This is a genomic window from Serratia sp. MF1(2023), assembly GCF_030954545.1.
GTDB lineage: Bacteria > Pseudomonadota > Gammaproteobacteria > Enterobacterales > Enterobacteriaceae > Serratia > Serratia sarumanii.
In genome coordinates, this window is the sequence record NZ_JAVHUX010000014.1 from 59,451 (window position 1) to 75,809 (window position 16,359).

Annotated in this window: 21 protein-coding genes; 18 read left to right on the plus strand and 3 right to left on the minus strand. The window is 60.5% G+C overall.

Annotated elements, in window-relative coordinates:
* Nucleotides 1-149 precede the first annotated feature (149 nt).
* Both REA38_RS08175 and REA38_RS08180 read left to right on the plus strand, forming a co-directional pair.
* Entirely contained in the window at nt 150-617 is a 468-nt protein-coding gene (locus REA38_RS08175) for a ribonuclease (RefSeq protein ID WP_033648983.1), read from the plus strand.
* Nucleotides 618-622: 5 nt separating this feature from the next.
* Nucleotides 623-922 (plus strand): barstar family protein, encoded by a 300-nt coding sequence (locus tag REA38_RS08180; RefSeq protein ID WP_308885622.1) that lies wholly within the window; start codon nt 623-625, stop codon nt 920-922.
* A gap of 30 nt (nt 923-952) precedes the next feature.
* On the opposite strand, the gene yjgA is transcribed toward REA38_RS08180, so the two are convergent.
* Nucleotides 953-1,501 carry a ribosome biogenesis factor YjgA gene (gene yjgA, locus REA38_RS08185; protein ID WP_004936968.1) on the minus strand — a complete coding sequence of 183 codons (549 nt, stop codon included), beginning with the start codon at nt 1,499-1,501 and terminating at the stop codon, nt 953-955.
* A gap of 190 nt (nt 1,502-1,691) precedes the next feature.
* On the opposite strand from yjgA, the gene REA38_RS08190 reads away from it, so the two are divergent.
* From REA38_RS08190 to cybC, 4 genes are all read left to right on the plus strand, one after another.
* Nucleotides 1,692-2,054: a type II toxin-antitoxin system RelE/ParE family toxin gene (locus REA38_RS08190; RefSeq protein ID WP_308885625.1), complete on the plus strand. Its 363-nt coding sequence runs from the start codon at nt 1,692-1,694 to the stop codon at nt 2,052-2,054.
* Nucleotides 2,038-2,376, plus strand: a complete 339-nt coding sequence (locus REA38_RS08195; RefSeq protein WP_060419800.1) for a helix-turn-helix domain-containing protein — start codon at nt 2,038-2,040, stop codon at nt 2,374-2,376. Before REA38_RS08190 ends, REA38_RS08195 begins: the two co-directional genes overlap by 17 nt.
* A 175-nt stretch (nt 2,377-2,551) precedes the next feature.
* Entirely contained in the window at nt 2,552-3,892 is a 1,341-nt protein-coding gene (gene pmbA / locus REA38_RS08200; protein WP_308885627.1) for a metalloprotease PmbA, read from the plus strand.
* A gap of 138 nt (nt 3,893-4,030) precedes the next feature.
* Nucleotides 4,031-4,417 carry a cytochrome b562 gene (gene cybC / locus REA38_RS08205; RefSeq protein ID WP_015379185.1) on the plus strand — a complete coding sequence of 129 codons (387 nt, stop codon included), beginning with the start codon at nt 4,031-4,033 and terminating at the stop codon, nt 4,415-4,417.
* Between the two features lie 4 nt (nt 4,418-4,421).
* Here the strand turns inward: cybC and REA38_RS08210 are convergent, their stop codons facing one another.
* Nucleotides 4,422-5,204 (minus strand): helix-turn-helix domain-containing protein, encoded by a 783-nt coding sequence (locus tag REA38_RS08210; RefSeq protein WP_049196171.1) that lies wholly within the window; start codon nt 5,202-5,204, stop codon nt 4,422-4,424.
* A gap of 283 nt (nt 5,205-5,487) precedes the next feature.
* Here REA38_RS08210 and REA38_RS08215 point away from each other — a divergent pair, with 283 nt between their 5' ends.
* Genes REA38_RS08215 through REA38_RS08225 form a run of 3 tightly spaced genes read left to right on the plus strand, consistent with a single transcriptional unit; the run spans nt 5,488 to nt 8,601 of the window.
* On the plus strand, nt 5,488-6,942 hold the full coding sequence (locus REA38_RS08215; protein WP_049196172.1) for an FAD/NAD(P)-binding protein: 1,455 nt from the start codon (nt 5,488-5,490) through the stop codon (nt 6,940-6,942).
* Nucleotides 6,939-7,820 carry a formyltransferase family protein gene (locus REA38_RS08220; protein WP_033648989.1) on the plus strand — a complete coding sequence of 294 codons (882 nt, stop codon included), beginning with the start codon at nt 6,939-6,941 and terminating at the stop codon, nt 7,818-7,820. Before REA38_RS08215 ends, REA38_RS08220 begins: the two co-directional genes overlap by 4 nt.
* Complete coding sequence (locus tag REA38_RS08225; RefSeq protein WP_308885628.1) at nt 7,813-8,601, plus strand: sulfite exporter TauE/SafE family protein; 789 nt, start codon at nt 7,813-7,815, stop codon at nt 8,599-8,601. Before REA38_RS08220 ends, REA38_RS08225 begins: the two co-directional genes overlap by 8 nt.
* 37 nt (nt 8,602-8,638) lie before the next feature.
* On the opposite strand, the gene rnk is transcribed toward REA38_RS08225, so the two are convergent.
* A complete protein-coding gene (gene rnk, locus REA38_RS08230) occupies nt 8,639-9,049 on the minus strand; it encodes a nucleoside diphosphate kinase regulator (RefSeq protein WP_004936993.1) in 411 nt (136 codons plus the stop codon).
* 444 nt (nt 9,050-9,493) lie between these two features.
* On the opposite strand from rnk, the gene REA38_RS08235 reads away from it, so the two are divergent.
* From REA38_RS08235 to REA38_RS08275, 9 genes are all read left to right on the plus strand, one after another.
* Nucleotides 9,494-9,820, plus strand: coding sequence for a glycine dehydrogenase (locus REA38_RS08235; protein WP_374213779.1), 327 nt, complete (start codon nt 9,494-9,496; stop codon nt 9,818-9,820).
* Between the two features lie 36 nt (nt 9,821-9,856).
* Nucleotides 9,857-10,222: a glycine-rich SFCGS family protein gene (locus REA38_RS08240; RefSeq protein WP_033636151.1), complete on the plus strand. Its 366-nt coding sequence runs from the start codon at nt 9,857-9,859 to the stop codon at nt 10,220-10,222.
* The gene (locus REA38_RS08245) at nt 10,222-10,518 is read left to right on the plus strand and encodes a DUF4312 family protein (RefSeq protein WP_033636150.1); all 297 of its coding nucleotides are present in this window, start codon (nt 10,222-10,224) and stop codon (nt 10,516-10,518) included. The genes REA38_RS08240 and REA38_RS08245 overlap by 1 nt, the downstream gene beginning before the upstream one ends.
* 30 nt (nt 10,519-10,548) lie before the next feature.
* On the plus strand, nt 10,549-11,325 hold the full coding sequence (locus tag REA38_RS08250; protein ID WP_004937006.1) for a DUF4311 domain-containing protein: 777 nt from the start codon (nt 10,549-10,551) through the stop codon (nt 11,323-11,325).
* 11 nt (nt 11,326-11,336) lie between these two features.
* Nucleotides 11,337-11,987, plus strand: a complete 651-nt coding sequence (locus tag REA38_RS08255) for a DUF4310 family protein (protein ID WP_033636148.1) — start codon at nt 11,337-11,339, stop codon at nt 11,985-11,987.
* A 60-nt stretch (nt 11,988-12,047) separates the two neighbouring features.
* Nucleotides 12,048-13,187 carry an amidohydrolase/deacetylase family metallohydrolase gene (locus REA38_RS08260; protein ID WP_308885632.1) on the plus strand — a complete coding sequence of 380 codons (1,140 nt, stop codon included), beginning with the start codon at nt 12,048-12,050 and terminating at the stop codon, nt 13,185-13,187.
* Nucleotides 13,171-14,289 carry a DgaE family pyridoxal phosphate-dependent ammonia lyase gene (locus REA38_RS08265; RefSeq protein ID WP_033636145.1) on the plus strand — a complete coding sequence of 373 codons (1,119 nt, stop codon included), beginning with the start codon at nt 13,171-13,173 and terminating at the stop codon, nt 14,287-14,289. The genes REA38_RS08260 and REA38_RS08265 overlap by 17 nt, the downstream gene beginning before the upstream one ends.
* A complete protein-coding gene (locus REA38_RS08270) occupies nt 14,286-15,029 on the plus strand; it encodes a KDGP aldolase family protein (RefSeq protein WP_308885635.1) in 744 nt (247 codons plus the stop codon). The genes REA38_RS08265 and REA38_RS08270 overlap by 4 nt, the downstream gene beginning before the upstream one ends.
* Nucleotides 15,030-15,123: 94 nt before the next feature.
* Complete coding sequence (locus REA38_RS08275) at nt 15,124-16,338, plus strand: lactonase family protein (RefSeq protein WP_308885636.1); 1,215 nt, start codon at nt 15,124-15,126, stop codon at nt 16,336-16,338.
* Nucleotides 16,339-16,359: the final 21 nt, after the last annotated feature.

Here is a 16,359-nt window from a genome sequence, read left to right on the forward strand (position 1 = left end):
AAAGTGGCATCATTGTCATGAATGGATGAAACTCTTACCGCCGCGAAAATGTGACGTGCCGGTCATCTTAGTTTCATCCAGGTCGACTATATAGCTAACTAGCCTGGGGGCGCTGCGGCGCCTTCGGCGGCATAATTTCAGGGAATGTCATGAACAAGCGGATTCTGTTGGCGATTGTCATCGCCGTGGTCATCGCCGTCTTCAGCGCGCTGCGCGGCAACGAGCACCGTGCGATCGACGGCAACCCGGCGGTGGCCCAAGCGCCGGCGGGACAGCAGCAGAGCATCGATCGGCTCACGCAGCAGCAAACGGTGGTGAGTTACCTGCAGCAGCATCAGCGGCTGCCGGGCTATTACGTCACCAAGAAGCAGGCGCGCGAGCAGGGCTGGGATCCGCGTTCAGGCAACCTCTGTGCGGTATTGCCGGGCAAGGCGATTGGCGGCGATCGGTTCTCTAACCGTGAAGGGCAACTGCCGAGCGCCGGCGGCCGGGTCTGGCGCGAAGCGGACATCAATTATCAGTGTGGCCGGCGCGGCGCCGATCGCCTGCTGTATTCGAGCGACGGTCTGATCTTCGTCACGCGCGACCATTACAAAAACTTCATTCGTGTGGAGTGAGTTTGATGGCAAAAGTAGAGTTTGATTTCGAACAGATCCAGGATGTGCCGACCTTCTACCGCGATTTTGCGCACAAGTTTACGCTGGACGAGGGGTTCGGCGCCAACCTCGACGCGCTGTGGGACGTGGTGACCGGCGATATCGGCCTGCCGGTGGAAATCGAGTTCACTCACCTGAATGCCCGCAGCAAGCGTCGTTTCGGCGCGATCATTCTGCTGTTTGAAGAGGCGGAAGAAGAGCTGGAAGGCAGCCTGCGTTTTAATATCCGCGAAAGCAGCGGCGAACCGGCCCATCACCGGGGATGAAACGGGTTCATCCCGGGAGGGCGGCGGCGCTTAGTCGGCCGCTTCGGCCAGCTCGCGCAGGTATTGGAAGATCTGGCGGTAAGCCTTAGGCGGCTTGTTGGCGGCCTTCTCTTTCTGTGCGTTGCGCACCAGTGAACGCAGCTGTTGGCGATCGGCGGCCGGATACAGATCCAGGATCGACGGAATCACGTCATCGCCTTCTTCCACCAGACGGTCGCGCAGCGCTTCCAGCTTGTGGAACAGCGAAACCTGCTGGTTGTGGCGGTTTTTCAGCTTGTCGAGTGCGGTCTGGATCGGCTCGATATCGCGGGCGCGCAGCATCTTACCGATCAGCTGCAGCTGACGGCGACGACCCTCTTTCTTGATCTTCTGCGCCAGCTCGATGGCGGCGCGCAAATCTTCGTCCAACGGGATGCGATCCAGCGCGTTTTTGCCCAGATCGACCATTTCGGCCCCCAGGTCTTTCAGCGCTTCGGCATCACGTTTAATCTCACTTTTACTGACCCAGATAATCTCGTCATCGTCCTCGTTTTCATTCTCCGGGACATCGTCGAGCCAGTCTTCAGGCTGTTTGTTCATGGTAGGCTCCGTTAAAAAGAGGCTAATCCTAACAGGTTGTCCGGCAACCCGCCAATTGCGTGCCTTGAGCAAACTGAGTATAGCTGCCACGTTGGGGGATTATCGCGCCTGGCTGCCCGTCTTGGGAATTTGCACGGTTGTTTTTATCACCCTGTCTGTATAAAATTTTATACAAAAGGAGGTAATATTCATGGATGATGGCATCGAGAAAGCCATTGATTGGCGTGGCTCATCGCTAGAGGATTTGCTGGCCTTCCCAATCGATGTGCGAAAAGCGGCAGGATTTGAACTGAGTAAAGTGCAAAGAGGTCTGGAACCCGGTAATTGGAAACCGATGGCCAACTGCGGAAGCGGCGTTATCGAAATCCGTTTATATGCCATCGGTGGGGCATTCAGGGTGGTCTATGTGGCAAAGTTCAGCGAAGCGATCTATGTCTTGCACAGCTTTCAGAAGAAGGCGGAGAAAACCAGCCGCCACGATATTCAGATAATCAAAGCGCGTTATGACGCGGTCATTAATGAGCGGAGTAAAGGTCATGACCAAGCCGATTGATAGCGATTCGCGCCACGTTACGCCCGCAGGCGGCAATGTGTTTGCGGATCTGGGATTTTCCGCCGACGAGGCTCGGCAATTGCAAGCGCAGTCCAATGCGGAAATTGCGCAGCTTATCGCACTGAAAAAACAGCTGATGGGTGAGATCAGCGCGTGGATTGAGGAAGAAGGTTATCGCCAGGAGGAGGCGGCGCGTTATCTGCACACTTCCCGGCCGCGCGTGTCCGACGTGGTGAATCAGAAGACCGAGAAGTTCACGCTGGATGCGTTGGTCAACATGATGGCGAATATTGGCAAGTCGGTAAAACTGATCGTCGAGTGATGCACGGCTTTTGCATGTTATCCCGGCTTTGCCGTTCGGCTTTATGCGAAATTCAACGCGGTTCCTGTTAGACTCAACGGCAGAGATCTCAGGATTTTTGCGCGCAGCTCCGCGTGCACAACTACGCCGCTCCGGCACTTTTCTCAACGATTTTCTGATTAATTATGGCAGATTGATGAAAGTAGTCACTCAAGTTGCAGAACAGCGCAAGGCGCTGGAACAGGCCGTCTCTCAGGCGCTGGAGCTGGCCCGCGCCGGTTCCGACGCGGCGGAAGTCGCGGTCACCAAATCGACCGGCATCAGCGTCAGCACCCGCTTCGGAGAGGTGGAAAACGTCGAGTTCAACAGCGATGGCGCGCTGGGCATCACCGTGTATCACCGCCAGCGCAAAGGCAGCGCCTCTTCCACCGATCTCAGCCCGGACGCCATCGCCCGCACCGTACAGGCGGCGCTGGATATCGCGCGCTACACCTCTGAGGATCCTTGCGCCGGCCCGGCGGAGAAAGATCTGCTGGCGTTCGAGGCGCCGGATCTCGATCTGTTCCACCCGATCGAGCTGGACGCCGAGCGCGGCATCGAGCTGGCGGCGCGCGCCGAGCAGGCTTCGCTGGCTGCGGATAAGCGCATCACCAACACCGAAGGCGGCAGCTTCAACAGCCACTACGGCATCAAGGTGTTCGGCAACAGCCACGGCATGCTGCAAAGCTACTGTTCCAGCCGCCACTCGCTGTCCAGTTGCGTCATTGCTGAGCAGGACGGCGATATGGAGCGGGATTACGCTTACACCATCGGCCGTGCGATGGGCGATCTGCAAAGCCCCGAGTGGGTGGGGCAGGAGTGCGCCCGCCGCACGCTGGCGCGTCTCGCGCCGCGCAAACTGTCGACCATGAAGGCGCCGGTGCTGTTCGCCCCCGAGGTGGCCACCGGGCTGTTCGGTCATCTGGTGGGCGCCATCAGCGGCAGCAGCGTTTACCGCAAATCGACCTTCCTGCTGGACTCGCTCGGCAAGCAGATCCTGCCGGCGTGGCTGACCGTCGAAGAGCATCCGCACCTGCTGAAAGGGCTGGCGTCGACGCCGTTCGACAGCGAGGGCGTGCGCACCCAGCGGCGTGATATCGTCAAGGACGGCGTGCTGCAAACCTGGCTGATGACCAGCTACTCGGCGCGCAAGCTGGGCCTGCACAGCACCGGCCATGCCGGCGGCATCCATAACTGGCGCATTGCCGGGCAGGGCGCCGACTTCGCCGGCATGCTGAAACAGCTTGGCACCGGCCTGGTGGTCACCGAGCTGATGGGCCAGGGCGTCAGCGGCGTCACCGGCGATTACTCGCGCGGCGCCGCCGGTTTCTGGGTGGAAAACGGCGAGATCCAATATCCGGTCAGCGAGATCACCATCGCCGGCAACCTGAAAGACATGCTGCGCAACATCGTCAGCGTCGGCAGCGATATCGAAACCCGCAGCAATATCCAGTGCGGTTCGGTGCTGCTGCCGGAAATGAAGATCGCCGGTCAGTGATCCGCGGCGCGGCCGGCGCCCGCCGGTCGCGCGTTATCCAGTCTTAACCTTGCTTACAAATCTCCGGTTTCGGTTTTGCCCGGCCTTGCCTATGGTAACGGTGGGTTAATTAAAACAATAACTGGAAGGTGAGCAAACATGCAGAATACCCTGAAAGCGCTGGCGGCGTTGACGCTGCTGGCGGCCAGCTCGCTGGCGGTCGCCGCCGATCTGGGCGACGATATGGACACCCTGGCGGAAAACTACAAAACGGTGCTGAATACCGATTCCGCCGCCACCCTCAAACAGAGCCTGCAAAACATGCGCGCTGCCGCGCAGGACGCCAAACAGGGCACCCCGCCGAAGCTGGAAGACAAAGCCGCCGACAGCCCGGAGATGAAAGATTTCCGCAGCGGGCTGGATACCCTGATCGGCCAGATCGATCAGGCGCTGGCGCTGGCCAATCAGGGCAAAGTCGCCGAAGCGAAGCAGCTGGCGCAGGGGTTCAAACAGACCCGCGACGCCAACCACAAGAAATTCCGCTAAACCGTCAACCGTCGCGCCCGTCTTCCGTCAGATAGGAGGAGGGCGCCTGCCCCAGCACGCGGCGAAACATGGTTGAAAACGCCGCGCTGCTGTCATATCCCATCTCCATCGCCACCTGCGTTACGCTGCGCCCTTCGGCCAGCAGCGCCAACGCCAGCACCACGCAGGCGCGCTGGCGCCATTGCGAAAACGGCAGGCCGGTCTGCGCGCGAAAGAAGCGGCTGAAGGTGCGAATGCTCATGTACAGACGAGGGGCCCACCGCTGCGCGGAGTCGTGGGCGTCGGGGTGCTGCAAAAAGGCGCGGCACAGCTCGCCCAGCCGAGGATCGGCGGGCAGCGGAATGTGCAGGGGCAAGGGCTGCAGCCGAGCCAGCTCATGCAGCAGCAGCGTTGCCAGCGCTCCGTCGCGCCCCTCTTGTTCATACTCCAGCGGCATATCCACCGCTGCCATCAACAGCTGGCGCATCAGCGGAGTGACGCTGACCACCTGGCACACCTGAGGCCGTTCGGCGGGCAACGCGCCGGGTTCGAGGTACAGGCTGCGGGTGGTGACGCCGACCATCCTCACCGCGTGCTGCATCTGCGGCGGCAGCCACACCGCGTGCTGCGGCGGGACGACCCAATTGCCTTGCTGCGTGAAAACGTGCATGACGCCGGTGGCGCCGTACAACAACTGCGCGCGCCGGTGGCTGTGCATCGGCAGCAGGTGCCCCGGCGGATAATCGGTGCCGATGGCGATCACCGCGCGCGTTACGTGGTCGATGTCATCAATGCGGACGTTGCGCATGTGTTCCCTTTGGCGGGCAGATTGGCCGAAACGCAATGATAGTTGGCCCTTCATATAAAGCAAGCCAACGGCCGTCGCCCTACTATCGGAGCAGAAAAATAACGTTTGTTCGGGGCGCCGCTATTTTATCGGCCATATAGCCCGTGCAAGTTTTCACACCGGGGTGGGACGAAGATTTTCGTTCTCGCAATACAAGAAGTTAATAAGGAATAAAGCGTCTTTTTATTCCAACACCTGAAGCAATAGTTCTTAGCGCAGTTCAATGACTATAAGGTGATATTTCATGTATAAGTTCGGTGTGGTTGGCGGCGGAGCCGCCGGGATCGCTTTTGCGTATAACTTTATAAAAAATAAGTCGGTTAATCATTGCAAAAGGCCGCTTTCCCTGACGGTGTTCGACAAGCAGGGCTTCAAGGGCGGTATGGCATACAGCAGCGATTTTGACAGCCATATATTAAATATGACGCCGGAAAATATGTCGGCGGATATTTTCGACGATGCGCACTTCGTCGATTGGATCGCCATGCATTTCCCGCAATTTTGCCAGGATCGTTATCCGCCGCGCTGGCTGTATCGGGAATATCTCGATTTTATTCGCGACATGACGATTTATATGGCGGCGGACAGCAACGTAGCGCTGAATTTCATGACCGCCGAAGTGAATACCATCGCGCCGCTGGAGGCCGGCTACCGGCTGACCACCACCTGTGGCGGTGCCGAACAGATGAACGCGCTGGTGCTATGTTCGGGGCACAACCCGCCGGAATGTCTCTATCCGGTGGATGGGGTGATCGCTTATCAGGCCCACCAGGATCTGCCGCCGATCAACCCTTATTCGAGCATCGGCGTGATCGGCTGCAGCCTGACGGCGATTGACGCCATCGTTGAGCTGATGGAGCGTCTGGGGGCGACCGACATCTGTGCCCTGTCGCGCTCGGGCCTGTTCCCCAGCGTGCAGCCGGCGCTGATGCGTCCGCCGCCGGAGGCGTTTGTGGAGGGGGTGCGGCGCTTTGTCGCCGGCCGCGATTTCATTGACGCGCACCAGCTGGTGCATGCGATCAACGCCGCGCTGGCGCGCCACTATCCGGGGCCGGAGCGGTTGACGGTGCTCTCGGCGCTGGGGGAAAGGCGCGATTGTTACCGCGATCTGGCGGAAAGCCTCGATCGCGCGCGTTTTGCCCGGGAGCATATCTGCAGCTATCTGGCGGCGATCCACCCGGCGGTGTGCGCCGCCTGGGTCAAGATGGATGCCAACAACCGGCAGGTCTTCATGCGCTTTTACAACTCCTCCTGGATGCGCAATCGGCACGCCATGCCGATCAAGAACGCCAACAAGATCGTGGCGGCGCTGGAGAGCCAACGCCTGCGCGCCTGTGGCGGCCTGGCGGATATCAGCAAGGGAACGGACGGGTTTATCCTTCGTTGCCATGAGGCGCGGGTACATGCGCAGTATCTGTTCAACTGCACCACGCCGTCCTATCAACTGCCGCCCAACCGTCTGAGCCAGCAACTGCTGCAAGACGGGCTGGTGCAAGAGAACCTGTTCGGCGGCGTGAAGTGCAACCCGCACACGCTGAAAATCGCCGACCGGCGCGGCCGCGAGCAGCATCTCTACTCGCTCGGCGCGCCTGCCAAGGGAGATCTTTTTTACACCTCGGCGATGGAGTCCATCACGCGAGATATCAGCAAGATCGTGTTCAACAACCCTATTTTCAACGCAAAGAAGGCTGAAGCATGAAAAACGTAGCGCTCTTTGTCGGCAACGACATTTTCTCCTGGCTGGTGTGTCAGGATCTGATCGCCACCCTGAAGGGCGAGTGTGCCTTTACGGTGTATTTCCCCCTGGCGAAAAGCGCCGGGCGCACGCAGGAGCCGGCGGTTCGCCGCCTGGGGCTGTATGAGCGCGAAGTGCTGAACGATTTCGTGTTCCCGTTCGTTGGCCGCAACGCCGCCGCCTGCGAGGGGGCCTATCAGCCGCCGGCCCTGTTCCTGGCCGCCGCCGGGGTCAAAGCGCATCGCGTTCTCGACATCAATGACGCCGCGTTTATCAGCAGCCTGGGGCATATGGATGGGGTGATCTCCCTGCGCTGTTATCAGAAATTCTCCGCCGACTATGTGCGCGCCTTCAGCCGACGCGGCAAGCTGCTGTGGAACCTGCATCCGGGGGACTTGCCGCGTTATCGCGGGGTGATGACGCTGTTCCGCGCGTTGATGAACGGTGACAGGGACTGTGCGGTAACGCTGCATGAAATGGATGAGCACTGGGACGCCGGCCCGGTTATCGCCCGCCTGCCCGCCGAGCTGCGTCACGATCTGTCGTTCCTGGAAAACATGATGCTGTTGGGCGTGCAGAGTGGCTCCTTCCTGGCGCGTCAGCTGATGCGGGCGGAGCACAGCGAAGCGATAGCGGCGGAAAAGCAGGGCGATTCGCGCTATTGGGGCTTCCCGGACGCGCAGACGCTGGCGCAGGCGGAACAGGCGGGCATTGAGCTGGTGGACCATGACGCCGTGCGCGAGCAGTATCTGGGGCTGTTCGTCGGCGATCGTTTCCACCCGCTGGCGGGGCAGTTCTGCGCCGGGTTCGACGACTTCGTGCGGGCGCACGGCCATGATTGAAACCTTGATTGTACTGGGTGCCGGTTTTCTGACCGGCATCACCACCATTCTGTTCGGCTTCGGCGGCGGCTTTGTGGTGGTGCCTTTCGTCTATCACCTGATCTCCGCGTCGGGCGAGCAGCCCGGCCAGGCGATGCATATCGCGGTGGCGACCTCGACGGCGGTGATGATCCTCAACGCGAGTTACGCCACGCTGACCAACTGGCGCAGCGGCAACCTGCTGCGTGAAACCATCGTGCCGCTGATCTTTTTCATCGGCATTGGCGCGGCGCTGGGCGCGTTCGCCTCCTCGCTGCTGGCGGACGGCGTGATCCGCGGGCTATTCGTGGCCTATATGGCGGTGACCATCGCCGACTGTCTGTTCCGCCGGGGCTTCCTGATCAAACCGGCGCGCGCCGAACTTTCCCCCGCCACGCTGTGGGGCGGCGGGCCGCTGATCGGCGGCATCGCCACCCTGCTGGGGGTGGGCGGCAGCGTGATGACGGTGCCGCTGCTGCGCCGCCATGGCTACGACATGAAGTATTGCGTCAGCGCCGCCAACCCGCTGTCGATCCCGGTGGCGGTGATCGGCGCGCTGATGTATATCGTGTTGGGGTGGCGCGAGATGAGCGGGCCGCAGTATCTGGGCTACGTCAATCTGAACGTTCTGGGGCTGCTGGTGGTGGCGGGGATTGCGGGGATCGTATTTACCAGGCGCTGTTTGCCTAAGGTGAGCGATGCGCTGCATGTCAAAATCTACGTGCTGCTGCTGATCGCCGTGCTGATCGCTATCTGCGTCTGAAACAGAAAGGGCGGCCGGATGCCGCCCTGAGAACCGCTTAACGGTGGTATTCGCCCGCCGCTTCCGGCTGGTACAGCAACTCCAGCACTTCAATCCGCGCTTCTTCACCGTTCGGCAATTGCCAGGAAATCTGCTTGCCGACGTGCATGCCGAGCAGCGCTGCGCCCAGCGGCGCCATCACCGACAGCTGATCGTGGCTGTCTTTCAGCGATGCCGGGTAAACCAGCGTGCGCACGTGCTCTTCATCGGTGTGCAGATCGCGAAAACGCACGCGGCTGTTCATGGTCACCACGTTGGCCGGCATTTTCTCCGGCGGCAGGATTTCCGCGCGATCCAACTCGTCGTTCAGCGCGGCGGCGACGTCGGTGTTGGCAAAGGCCGGTTGTTCCAATAGCGCATCCAGGCGTTCCGCATCCAGCTCATTAATAGTAATGATGGGTTTGGTCATTCCACTCTCCAGTCAAATCAAAGGGTGCCAGTCTGTGCACCCATAAATTCGGAAAAACAACACAAAGCAACACCCCCGCGCCAGAGGAGCGGGGGTGTGGGTAATGTCGATTTGTCCCATTGATAGTAGGCGGTTGGGACGAGAAAAGAAAGAGATCCCGATCACGAAGGCTTTTATCGTCAATTGTGGCGAAAGAAACGGTTAGCCCGGTTATCTATTTGTTATCTCATTAACTTTTTCACCGCAGCGCCGTTTTGCGAAATGGATCCCCGCGCGTCATGCGATTTCCACTTCGAACTGGAAAAAACCGGTCTACACAGAAAATCCTACCGGGGGTAGGGTAAAGACATCACAGAAAGCGGGTTATTCAGGTGATGCGCTTTACGGCTTACTGATTAATGTGGGATCTAGGGGTACTGAAAAGTGAATGATGGATCTGCTTCGATAAAAGAAATTGAACAATCCGATGTCAGCGCAGCCGGTGAGATCACCGCTCGGGTGTTGGCGGATATTGCCGCGATGCTGAATGCTGAAAATATTTATACCAATGCGGTGCAGCAACAGATGCTGGAATCGCATATTCGCGCCATGGTGCAGCGTTCAATAACCGGCGAGCCGTTGCCGGAGGTGGATAAATCGTTGTTCGACGAAATCTCCGCCGAATCCATGCAAATGGCGGAGCGCGTGGTGAATCAGTTTAGCACATTGCCTATCGAAGAAGCCTATTTATTGTCAGTGCACTTCGAAGTGGCGAAAGATAATAACGCATAGCGGTTAACGCATCGATTTCAATCAGGAGAATATACCATGGGTCAAATTACCGTAGTGATCGGCGATCGTTTGGGTAAAGGGCAAAAAGTCGGCCAGGGCGTTGAAAACGCAGGCGGAAAAGCGGTGGTTATCCCCGGCGTGGCGGCGGATATGAAGCTGGGTGACGTCATGAAAGCGGAAAACGCGCAGCTGGGCATCTCTTTTTGCGGCAGCGGCGGCGCCGGCGCGATTACCGCGCAAACCAAACACGGCTACAAAGCCAAATACGGCATGCGTTCGGTGGAAGAGGGCGTGACGGCAATTAACGAAGGCTGCAACGTGCTGGGCTTCGGCTTTATGGATAAAGAAGAGTTGGGCCAGAAATTGGTGGAAGCCTACATCAAAAAACATGGCAATCCATAATGAAAGAGCAATATACCACATCGGTAAAGGTGGAGGGTAAAGGCGACAGCAAAGCGAAAGCTTTTGCTTCCGCCTTGGCTAATGTGCAGGGTGCGGTATTAAAGTCCACCAACAATATTCTGCTGCGTATCGAGCCGCAGGACGTCAGCGTCGTGAGAGCGGAAGAGAAAATAACTAAAGAGAAATTTCTTTTCTTCTTTTTGCCGCGTGAAAGAAAGAGCTATGCCGTTTCTCTGGAAATAACCGTGAACGTAACCATTATCAATACCGAGAAGGTTGTCTTCGTCACGAAATAAAAACGTTAGCATAAATGAAAGGGTATACTGATGTTTTTAATCATCTTATTTAAATCGATTATTATCGGTGGGCTGGTGGGGGTCGGCGTAGGGGCCGGCGCCGCACGCATGTTCCACGCGCCGACAACACAGGGCATGGGGGCGTTTCGCACCCTGGGCGAGCTGAATTCCTGCGAGGGCGATCCGGCTTCCCACTTCTCATTCGGTCTGGGCTTCTTCTTCAACGCCTGGGCGTCTTCCGTGGCGGCGGGTTCCTTCACGCAGGACGTCGACCACCGCATCATCCCGCACTGGGGCGCGGCGGCCCTGATGGTCAAGAACCGCAATCTGGCGCAAACGCTGCACGATCCGAAAAAAATGGCCATCGCCTGCGGCATCATCGGCATGCTGGTGGTGGCGTTCCTCAATACCACCGCTTCCGCCGTGCCGGCCGCGCTGCAGGTCACCGCGATCAAGGTGCTGGTGCCGGCGGCCAACCTGCTGGTGAACACCGTGATGCCGGTGATCTTCTGGCTGGCGGCGATCGACGCCGGGCGCCGTTCCGGCTTCTGGGGCACCATCTTCGGCGGCCTGGCGCAGCTGATCATGGGCAACGCCGTGCCGGGTCTGGTGCTGGGCATTCTGATCGGCAAAGGCGTGGAAGAGAGCGGCTGGAACAAGATCACCAAGATCATGATGGCGGTGATCGTGCTGCTGTTCGTGCTGAGCGGCTTCTTCCGCGGCTTCGACATGAAAGTTCTCGAGTCCTTCAGCCTCGGCGTGCCGGGCTGGCTGGACGCCATTCACAACACCCTGAGCGGTAAATAAGGAGCGGGATGATGGAAGAGCAAACCCAAAAAGGCTTCTGGTACGCCGACTGGTCATTCCCGATTTTTGTTGGCCTGCTGTCCTCCGGCGTGTTCGCCGGAACGCACATGTACTACCTGTACGGCATCGGCGCCTTTAACGAAGTGGCGTTCGTTTCCATGCTGCGGGCGGGGATGGATACCGGCGTATACGGCGCGGTGGCGGCGTTCGGCGCCAGCTTCCTGTTCGCGCGCATCATCGAAGGCTCGCTGGTGGGCATCCTGGACATCGGCGGCGCGATCCAGACCGGCGTCGGGCTGGGCGTGCCGGCGCTGCTGCTGGGGGCCGGCATCGTGTTCCCGGTCGCCAACTTCGCCGCTTCGCTGGTGACCGGCCTGGTCATTGGCCTGGCGATCGGTTACGTGATCATTCTGGCGCGCAAATTCACCATCAATCAGAGCAACTCCACCTACGGGGCGGACGTGATGATGGGCGCGGGCAACTCGTCGGGCCGTTTCCTCGGGCCGTTGATCATCCTGTCGGCGATGACCGCCTCGATCCCGATCGGCATCGGTTCGCTGCTCGGCGCGCTGCTGTTTTATATCTGGGGTAAACCGATCACCGGCGGAGCGATCCTCGGCGCGATGATCCTGGGGGCGATCTTCCCGGTAGCCATTTCTTGAGAGGCCTGCGCCAGGCGCCGCCCGATGCGGCGGCGCCCGGGCTAACAGGAGCAATGCGGTATGTATGAATTAGTAATCAGAGGCGCCAGACTGGCGGACGACACGCTGATCGATCTGGCGGTGAAAGACGGCAAAATCGCCTCGGTCGGGCGGCTGGCGGCGGACGTCAGCGCCGTTCGCCAACTGGATCTGGCGGGCAACTGCCGCCTGAGCGCCGGTTGGATCGATGCGCACGTGCACTGCTATCCCGACTCGCCGATTTACCATGACGAGCCGGATCGGGTCGGCGTCGCCAGCGGCGTCACCAGCGTAGTCGATGCCGGCAGCACCGGCGCCGACGATATCGACGCCTTTTATCAGCTGACGCGCAGCGCCAAAACCAACGTGTTCGCCTTCCTCAACATCTCGCGCATCGGCCTGCTGCGGCAGAACGAGCTGGCGGAGTTGACGGACATCGACAAGCGCGAGGCCGGCCAGGCCATCGCCAATCATCCCGGCTTCATCATCGGCATCAAGGCGCGCATGAGCAGCAGCGTGGTGGGCAAGAACGGCACCCGGCCGCTGGTGTTGGCCAAAGAGATCCAGCGGGAAAACCGCCAACTGCCGCTGATGGTGCATATCGGCAACAACCCGCCGGATCTGGACGAGATCGCCGATCTGCTGACCCGTGGCGACATCATCACCCACTGCTACAACGGCAAACCGAACCGCATTCTGACGCCGGCGGGCACGCTGCGCGAGTCGATCCAGCGCGCGCTGCGGCGCGGCGTGCTGCTCGACGTGGGGCACGGCACAGCCAGCTTCAGCTTCGAGGTGGCGCGCCAGGCGATCAAGCTGGGCATTTTGCCGCACACCATCAGCTCCGATATTTACTGCCGCAACCGCATGAACGGGCCGGTGCACAGCCTGGCGACGGTGATGTCCAAATTTTTCAGCGTCGGCCTGACGCTGCCGCAGGTGATCGCCTGCGTGACGGAGAACGCCGCGTCGGCGCTGCAGCTCAGCGGCAAAGGGCGGCTGGAGCCGGGCTATGACGCCGATTTCACGCTGTTTGAACTGCGCCGCGAACCGCAGGTGTTCGCCGACGCCGAAGGGCAAACCGCCGAGGGCGAACAGCTGTTGGTGCCGCTGGCCGCGGTGGTGGCCGGGGAAATCCTATTAACCGAACAAGGGGAGGCAAGCCATGTCTTCGATTTATGAAAAATACGGTTTGAAGCAGGTGATCAACACCTCCGGCCGCATGACCATTCTCGGCGTTTCCACGCCGCGCCAGGATGTGATCGACGCCGTTGACTACGGCCTGAATCACTATTTCGAAATCAAGGATCTGGTCAACAAGACCGGCGCCTACATCGCCGATCTGCTTAACGTGGAGGACGCGGTGATCGTTTCCTGCGCCTCGGCGGGCATCGCCCAGTCGGTGGCGGCGGTGATCGTCAAAGATAACGCCAATCTGCTGGTGAACCTGCACTCGGCGCCGATCGCCGTGCCGCGTGAGATCGTGTTGCCGCGCGGCCACAACGTCAACTTCGGCGCGCCGGTGGACACCATGGTGGCGCTGGGCGGCGGCAAGGTGGTGGAAGCGGGCTACGCCAACGAATGTTCGCCGGAGCAGATTGAAGCCTGCATCACGCCGCAGACGGCGGCGATCCTGTACGTCAAATCGCACCACTGCGTGCAGAAAAGCATTCTGTCCGTCGAACAGGCGGCGGTGGTGGCGCGCAAGCATAACCTGCCGCTGATCGTCGACGCCGCGGCGGAAGAAGATCTGATGTGTTACTACCAGATGGGAGCCGATCTGGTGATCTACAGCGGCGCCAAAGCCATCGAGGGGCCGACCAGCGGCCTGGTTATCGGCAAGAAACAGTACGTCGAGTGGGTGAAGCTGCAGTCCGGCGGCATCGGCCGGGCGATGAAGGTCGGCAAAGAGGGCATCCTCGGCCTGACGCAGGCGATCGAAAGCTATCTGACGCTTGAGAAAACCACCGGGCAACAGATGGTGGCGCGGATGACGCCGTTCCTCGACAGCCTCAACACCCTGACCGGCGTCAGCGCCAGAACCGTCTGGGACAGCGCCGGCCGCGATATCGCCCGCGCCGAGATCGCCTTCGACGAAGCGGTGCTGGGGCGGTCGACCTATGACATCGTCCAGGCGCTGAAAACCGGCGACATCGCCATCTACTTCCGCGGCTACAAGGCCAACGAGGGCAAGATTGAGGTCGACGTGCGCAGCGTCGATGAGCAACAGCTGATGACCGTCTTTACCTGTATCAAAAACCTGTTTACGGAGAAACAAGCATGAAGCTGCAGCCTAACTACTATCGTGACCGCGTCTGCCTGAACGTGCTGGCCGGCTCCAAAGCCAACGCGCAGGACATCTACGCCGCGGCGGAAGGCCATGTGCTGGTGGGCGTGCTCTCCAAGAACTACCCGGACGTCGACAGCGCGGTGACCGACATGCTGCGCTATGCGCGCCTGATCGACAACGCGCTCTCGGTCGGACTGGGCGCCGGCGATCCGAAGCAGTCGGCGATGGTCAGCCTGATCGCTCAGCAGGTGCAGCCGCAGCACGTCAACCAGGTGTTTACCGGCGTTGGCGCCAGCCGCGCGCTGCTGGGCCAGAACGACAGCGTGGTCAACGGCCTGGTGTCGCCGACCGGCCGCGTCGGTTGGGTGAAGATCTCTACCGGCCCATTGAGCGCCGCGGCGCCGGACGGCATCGTGCCGGTGGAAACCGCCATCGCCCTGCTGAAAGACATGGGCGGCAGCTCCATCAAGTATTTCCCGATGGGCGGCCTGAAGTGCAAGGACGAATATCAGTACGTAGCCAAGGCCTGCGCCGAGCATGACTTTATGCTGGAGCCGACCGGCGGCATCGATCTGGAGAACTACGAGCCGATCGTCGAGATCGCGCTGGCGGCCGGCGTGAAACGCGTGATCCCGCATATCTACAGTTCGATCATCGACGCCGCCAGCGGCGACACGCGCCCGCAGGACGTGAAAACCCTGCTGGCGATGACCAAAAAGCTGGTGGGCTGCTGAACGCGCAATGGGATGAGGTAAAGGCTGGGAGGCGAAGGTTTTCCCCTGGCGCGGCATGCCGCGCCGTTACCTATACTCAGGTCTGAGGATAACTATGCGAAACTGGCAGGCTCCAACCCGACGCACCGCGTTGTTCCTGGCGCTGCTGGCCGTGACCGGCCCGGCGCTGCATGCTGAGGATGCAATGAATTCCACGTCATCTCATTTCGCCTATATCGGCACCTACAATCCCAACGGCGAAGGCGTTTACCGGGTGCAGGTCGATCCGGCCAGCGGCGCGCTGAGCCAGGTTACGCTGGTCAGCAAAGTGCCGAATCCGGCGCAGCTGACGCTGGGCGCTGATGGCAAGACGCTGTATGTCGCCAGCGAAGTGGCCGATTTCAACGGCGGCAAGCACGGCGGCATCACCGCTTACCGGGTCAATCCGGCCGACGGAGGCCTGACGCAGCTCAACCAGGTGGATTCGCAGGGAGCGGGGCCGGTGTATCTCTCATCGATGCCGGACGGGCGCCATCTGCTGGTGGCCAACTACGTCAGCGGCAGCGTGGCGGCTTTCCCGATCGAAGCGGACGGCAGCCTGGGCGCCGCCAGCTCGGTGCAGCAACAGCAGGGCCCCGCGGGCGCGGCCAAACCGGCGACGGCGGTGAACGGCAGCTTCGCCATCAGCGATCACAACGGCCCGCATGCCCATATGATCGCCAGCGATCCGAGCGGCAAGTTCGTGTTCTCCACCGATCTGGGGTTGGATCGCATCTACCAATGGCGCTTTGACGCCGCGAGCGGCCGGCTGACGCCGAACGATCCGCCGTGGATCGCCGCCTCTTCCGCCGGCGCGGGTCCGCGTCACTTTGTGTTCCATCCGGACGGCGAAACCGTGCTGCTGGTGAACGAAGAGGCCTCGACGTTGACCAGCTACCGTTTTGATCGCCAAAAAGGTACTCTGAAACAACTGCATGCGGTTTCCGCGCTGCCCGCCGACTATCAGGGCACCAGCTTCGCTTCGGGGCTGGCGCTCAGCAAGAACGGCGACACGCTGTACGTCGCCAACCGGCTGCATAACAGCATTGCCCAGTTCAGCGTGGGCGCCGGCGGTGAGTTGAAACCGGTGGCGGAAACCTGGACGCGCGGCGATTACCCGCGTTCGCTGGCGCTGAGCCCGGATGGCCGCTATCTGTATGCGCTGAACCAGCGCAGCGATAACGTTACCCGCTTCAGCGTAAACCCGACGGACGGCAAACTCAGCTTTGTGGGCGGTTATCTGCCGATCGGCAGCCCCTCGCAAATGGCGTTCCTGCCGCCGCCGAAGTAACCCGTGGCCCGCCCGGTTCGC

What these genes read in the sequence shown, in the direction of transcription:
- REA38_RS08175 (WP_033648983.1), top strand. Translation starts at nt 150, where the DNA reads ATGAACAAGCGGATTCTGTTGGCGATTGTCATCGCCGTGGTCATCGCC.
- REA38_RS08180 (WP_308885622.1), top strand. Translation starts at nt 623, where the DNA reads ATGGCAAAAGTAGAGTTTGATTTCGAACAGATCCAGGATGTGCCGACC.
- yjgA (WP_004936968.1), bottom strand. Translation starts at nt 1,501, where the DNA reads ATGAACAAACAGCCTGAAGACTGGCTCGACGATGTCCCGGAGAATGAA.
- REA38_RS08190 (WP_308885625.1), top strand. Translation starts at nt 1,692, where the DNA reads ATGGATGATGGCATCGAGAAAGCCATTGATTGGCGTGGCTCATCGCTA.
- REA38_RS08195 (WP_060419800.1), top strand. Translation starts at nt 2,038, where the DNA reads ATGACCAAGCCGATTGATAGCGATTCGCGCCACGTTACGCCCGCAGGC.
- pmbA (WP_308885627.1), top strand. Translation starts at nt 2,552, where the DNA reads ATGAAAGTAGTCACTCAAGTTGCAGAACAGCGCAAGGCGCTGGAACAG.
- cybC (WP_015379185.1), top strand. Translation starts at nt 4,031, where the DNA reads ATGCAGAATACCCTGAAAGCGCTGGCGGCGTTGACGCTGCTGGCGGCC.
- REA38_RS08210 (WP_049196171.1), bottom strand. Translation starts at nt 5,204, where the DNA reads ATGCGCAACGTCCGCATTGATGACATCGACCACGTAACGCGCGCGGTG.
- REA38_RS08215 (WP_049196172.1), top strand. Translation starts at nt 5,488, where the DNA reads ATGTATAAGTTCGGTGTGGTTGGCGGCGGAGCCGCCGGGATCGCTTTT.
- REA38_RS08220 (WP_033648989.1), top strand. Translation starts at nt 6,939, where the DNA reads ATGAAAAACGTAGCGCTCTTTGTCGGCAACGACATTTTCTCCTGGCTG.
- REA38_RS08225 (WP_308885628.1), top strand. Translation starts at nt 7,813, where the DNA reads ATGATTGAAACCTTGATTGTACTGGGTGCCGGTTTTCTGACCGGCATC.
- rnk (WP_004936993.1), bottom strand. Translation starts at nt 9,049, where the DNA reads ATGACCAAACCCATCATTACTATTAATGAGCTGGATGCGGAACGCCTG.
- REA38_RS08240 (WP_033636151.1), top strand. Translation starts at nt 9,857, where the DNA reads ATGGGTCAAATTACCGTAGTGATCGGCGATCGTTTGGGTAAAGGGCAA.
- REA38_RS08245 (WP_033636150.1), top strand. Translation starts at nt 10,222, where the DNA reads ATGAAAGAGCAATATACCACATCGGTAAAGGTGGAGGGTAAAGGCGAC.
- REA38_RS08250 (WP_004937006.1), top strand. Translation starts at nt 10,549, where the DNA reads ATGTTTTTAATCATCTTATTTAAATCGATTATTATCGGTGGGCTGGTG.
- REA38_RS08255 (WP_033636148.1), top strand. Translation starts at nt 11,337, where the DNA reads ATGGAAGAGCAAACCCAAAAAGGCTTCTGGTACGCCGACTGGTCATTC.
- REA38_RS08260 (WP_308885632.1), top strand. Translation starts at nt 12,048, where the DNA reads ATGTATGAATTAGTAATCAGAGGCGCCAGACTGGCGGACGACACGCTG.
- REA38_RS08265 (WP_033636145.1), top strand. Translation starts at nt 13,171, where the DNA reads ATGTCTTCGATTTATGAAAAATACGGTTTGAAGCAGGTGATCAACACC.
- REA38_RS08270 (WP_308885635.1), top strand. Translation starts at nt 14,286, where the DNA reads ATGAAGCTGCAGCCTAACTACTATCGTGACCGCGTCTGCCTGAACGTG.
- REA38_RS08275 (WP_308885636.1), top strand. Translation starts at nt 15,124, where the DNA reads ATGCGAAACTGGCAGGCTCCAACCCGACGCACCGCGTTGTTCCTGGCG.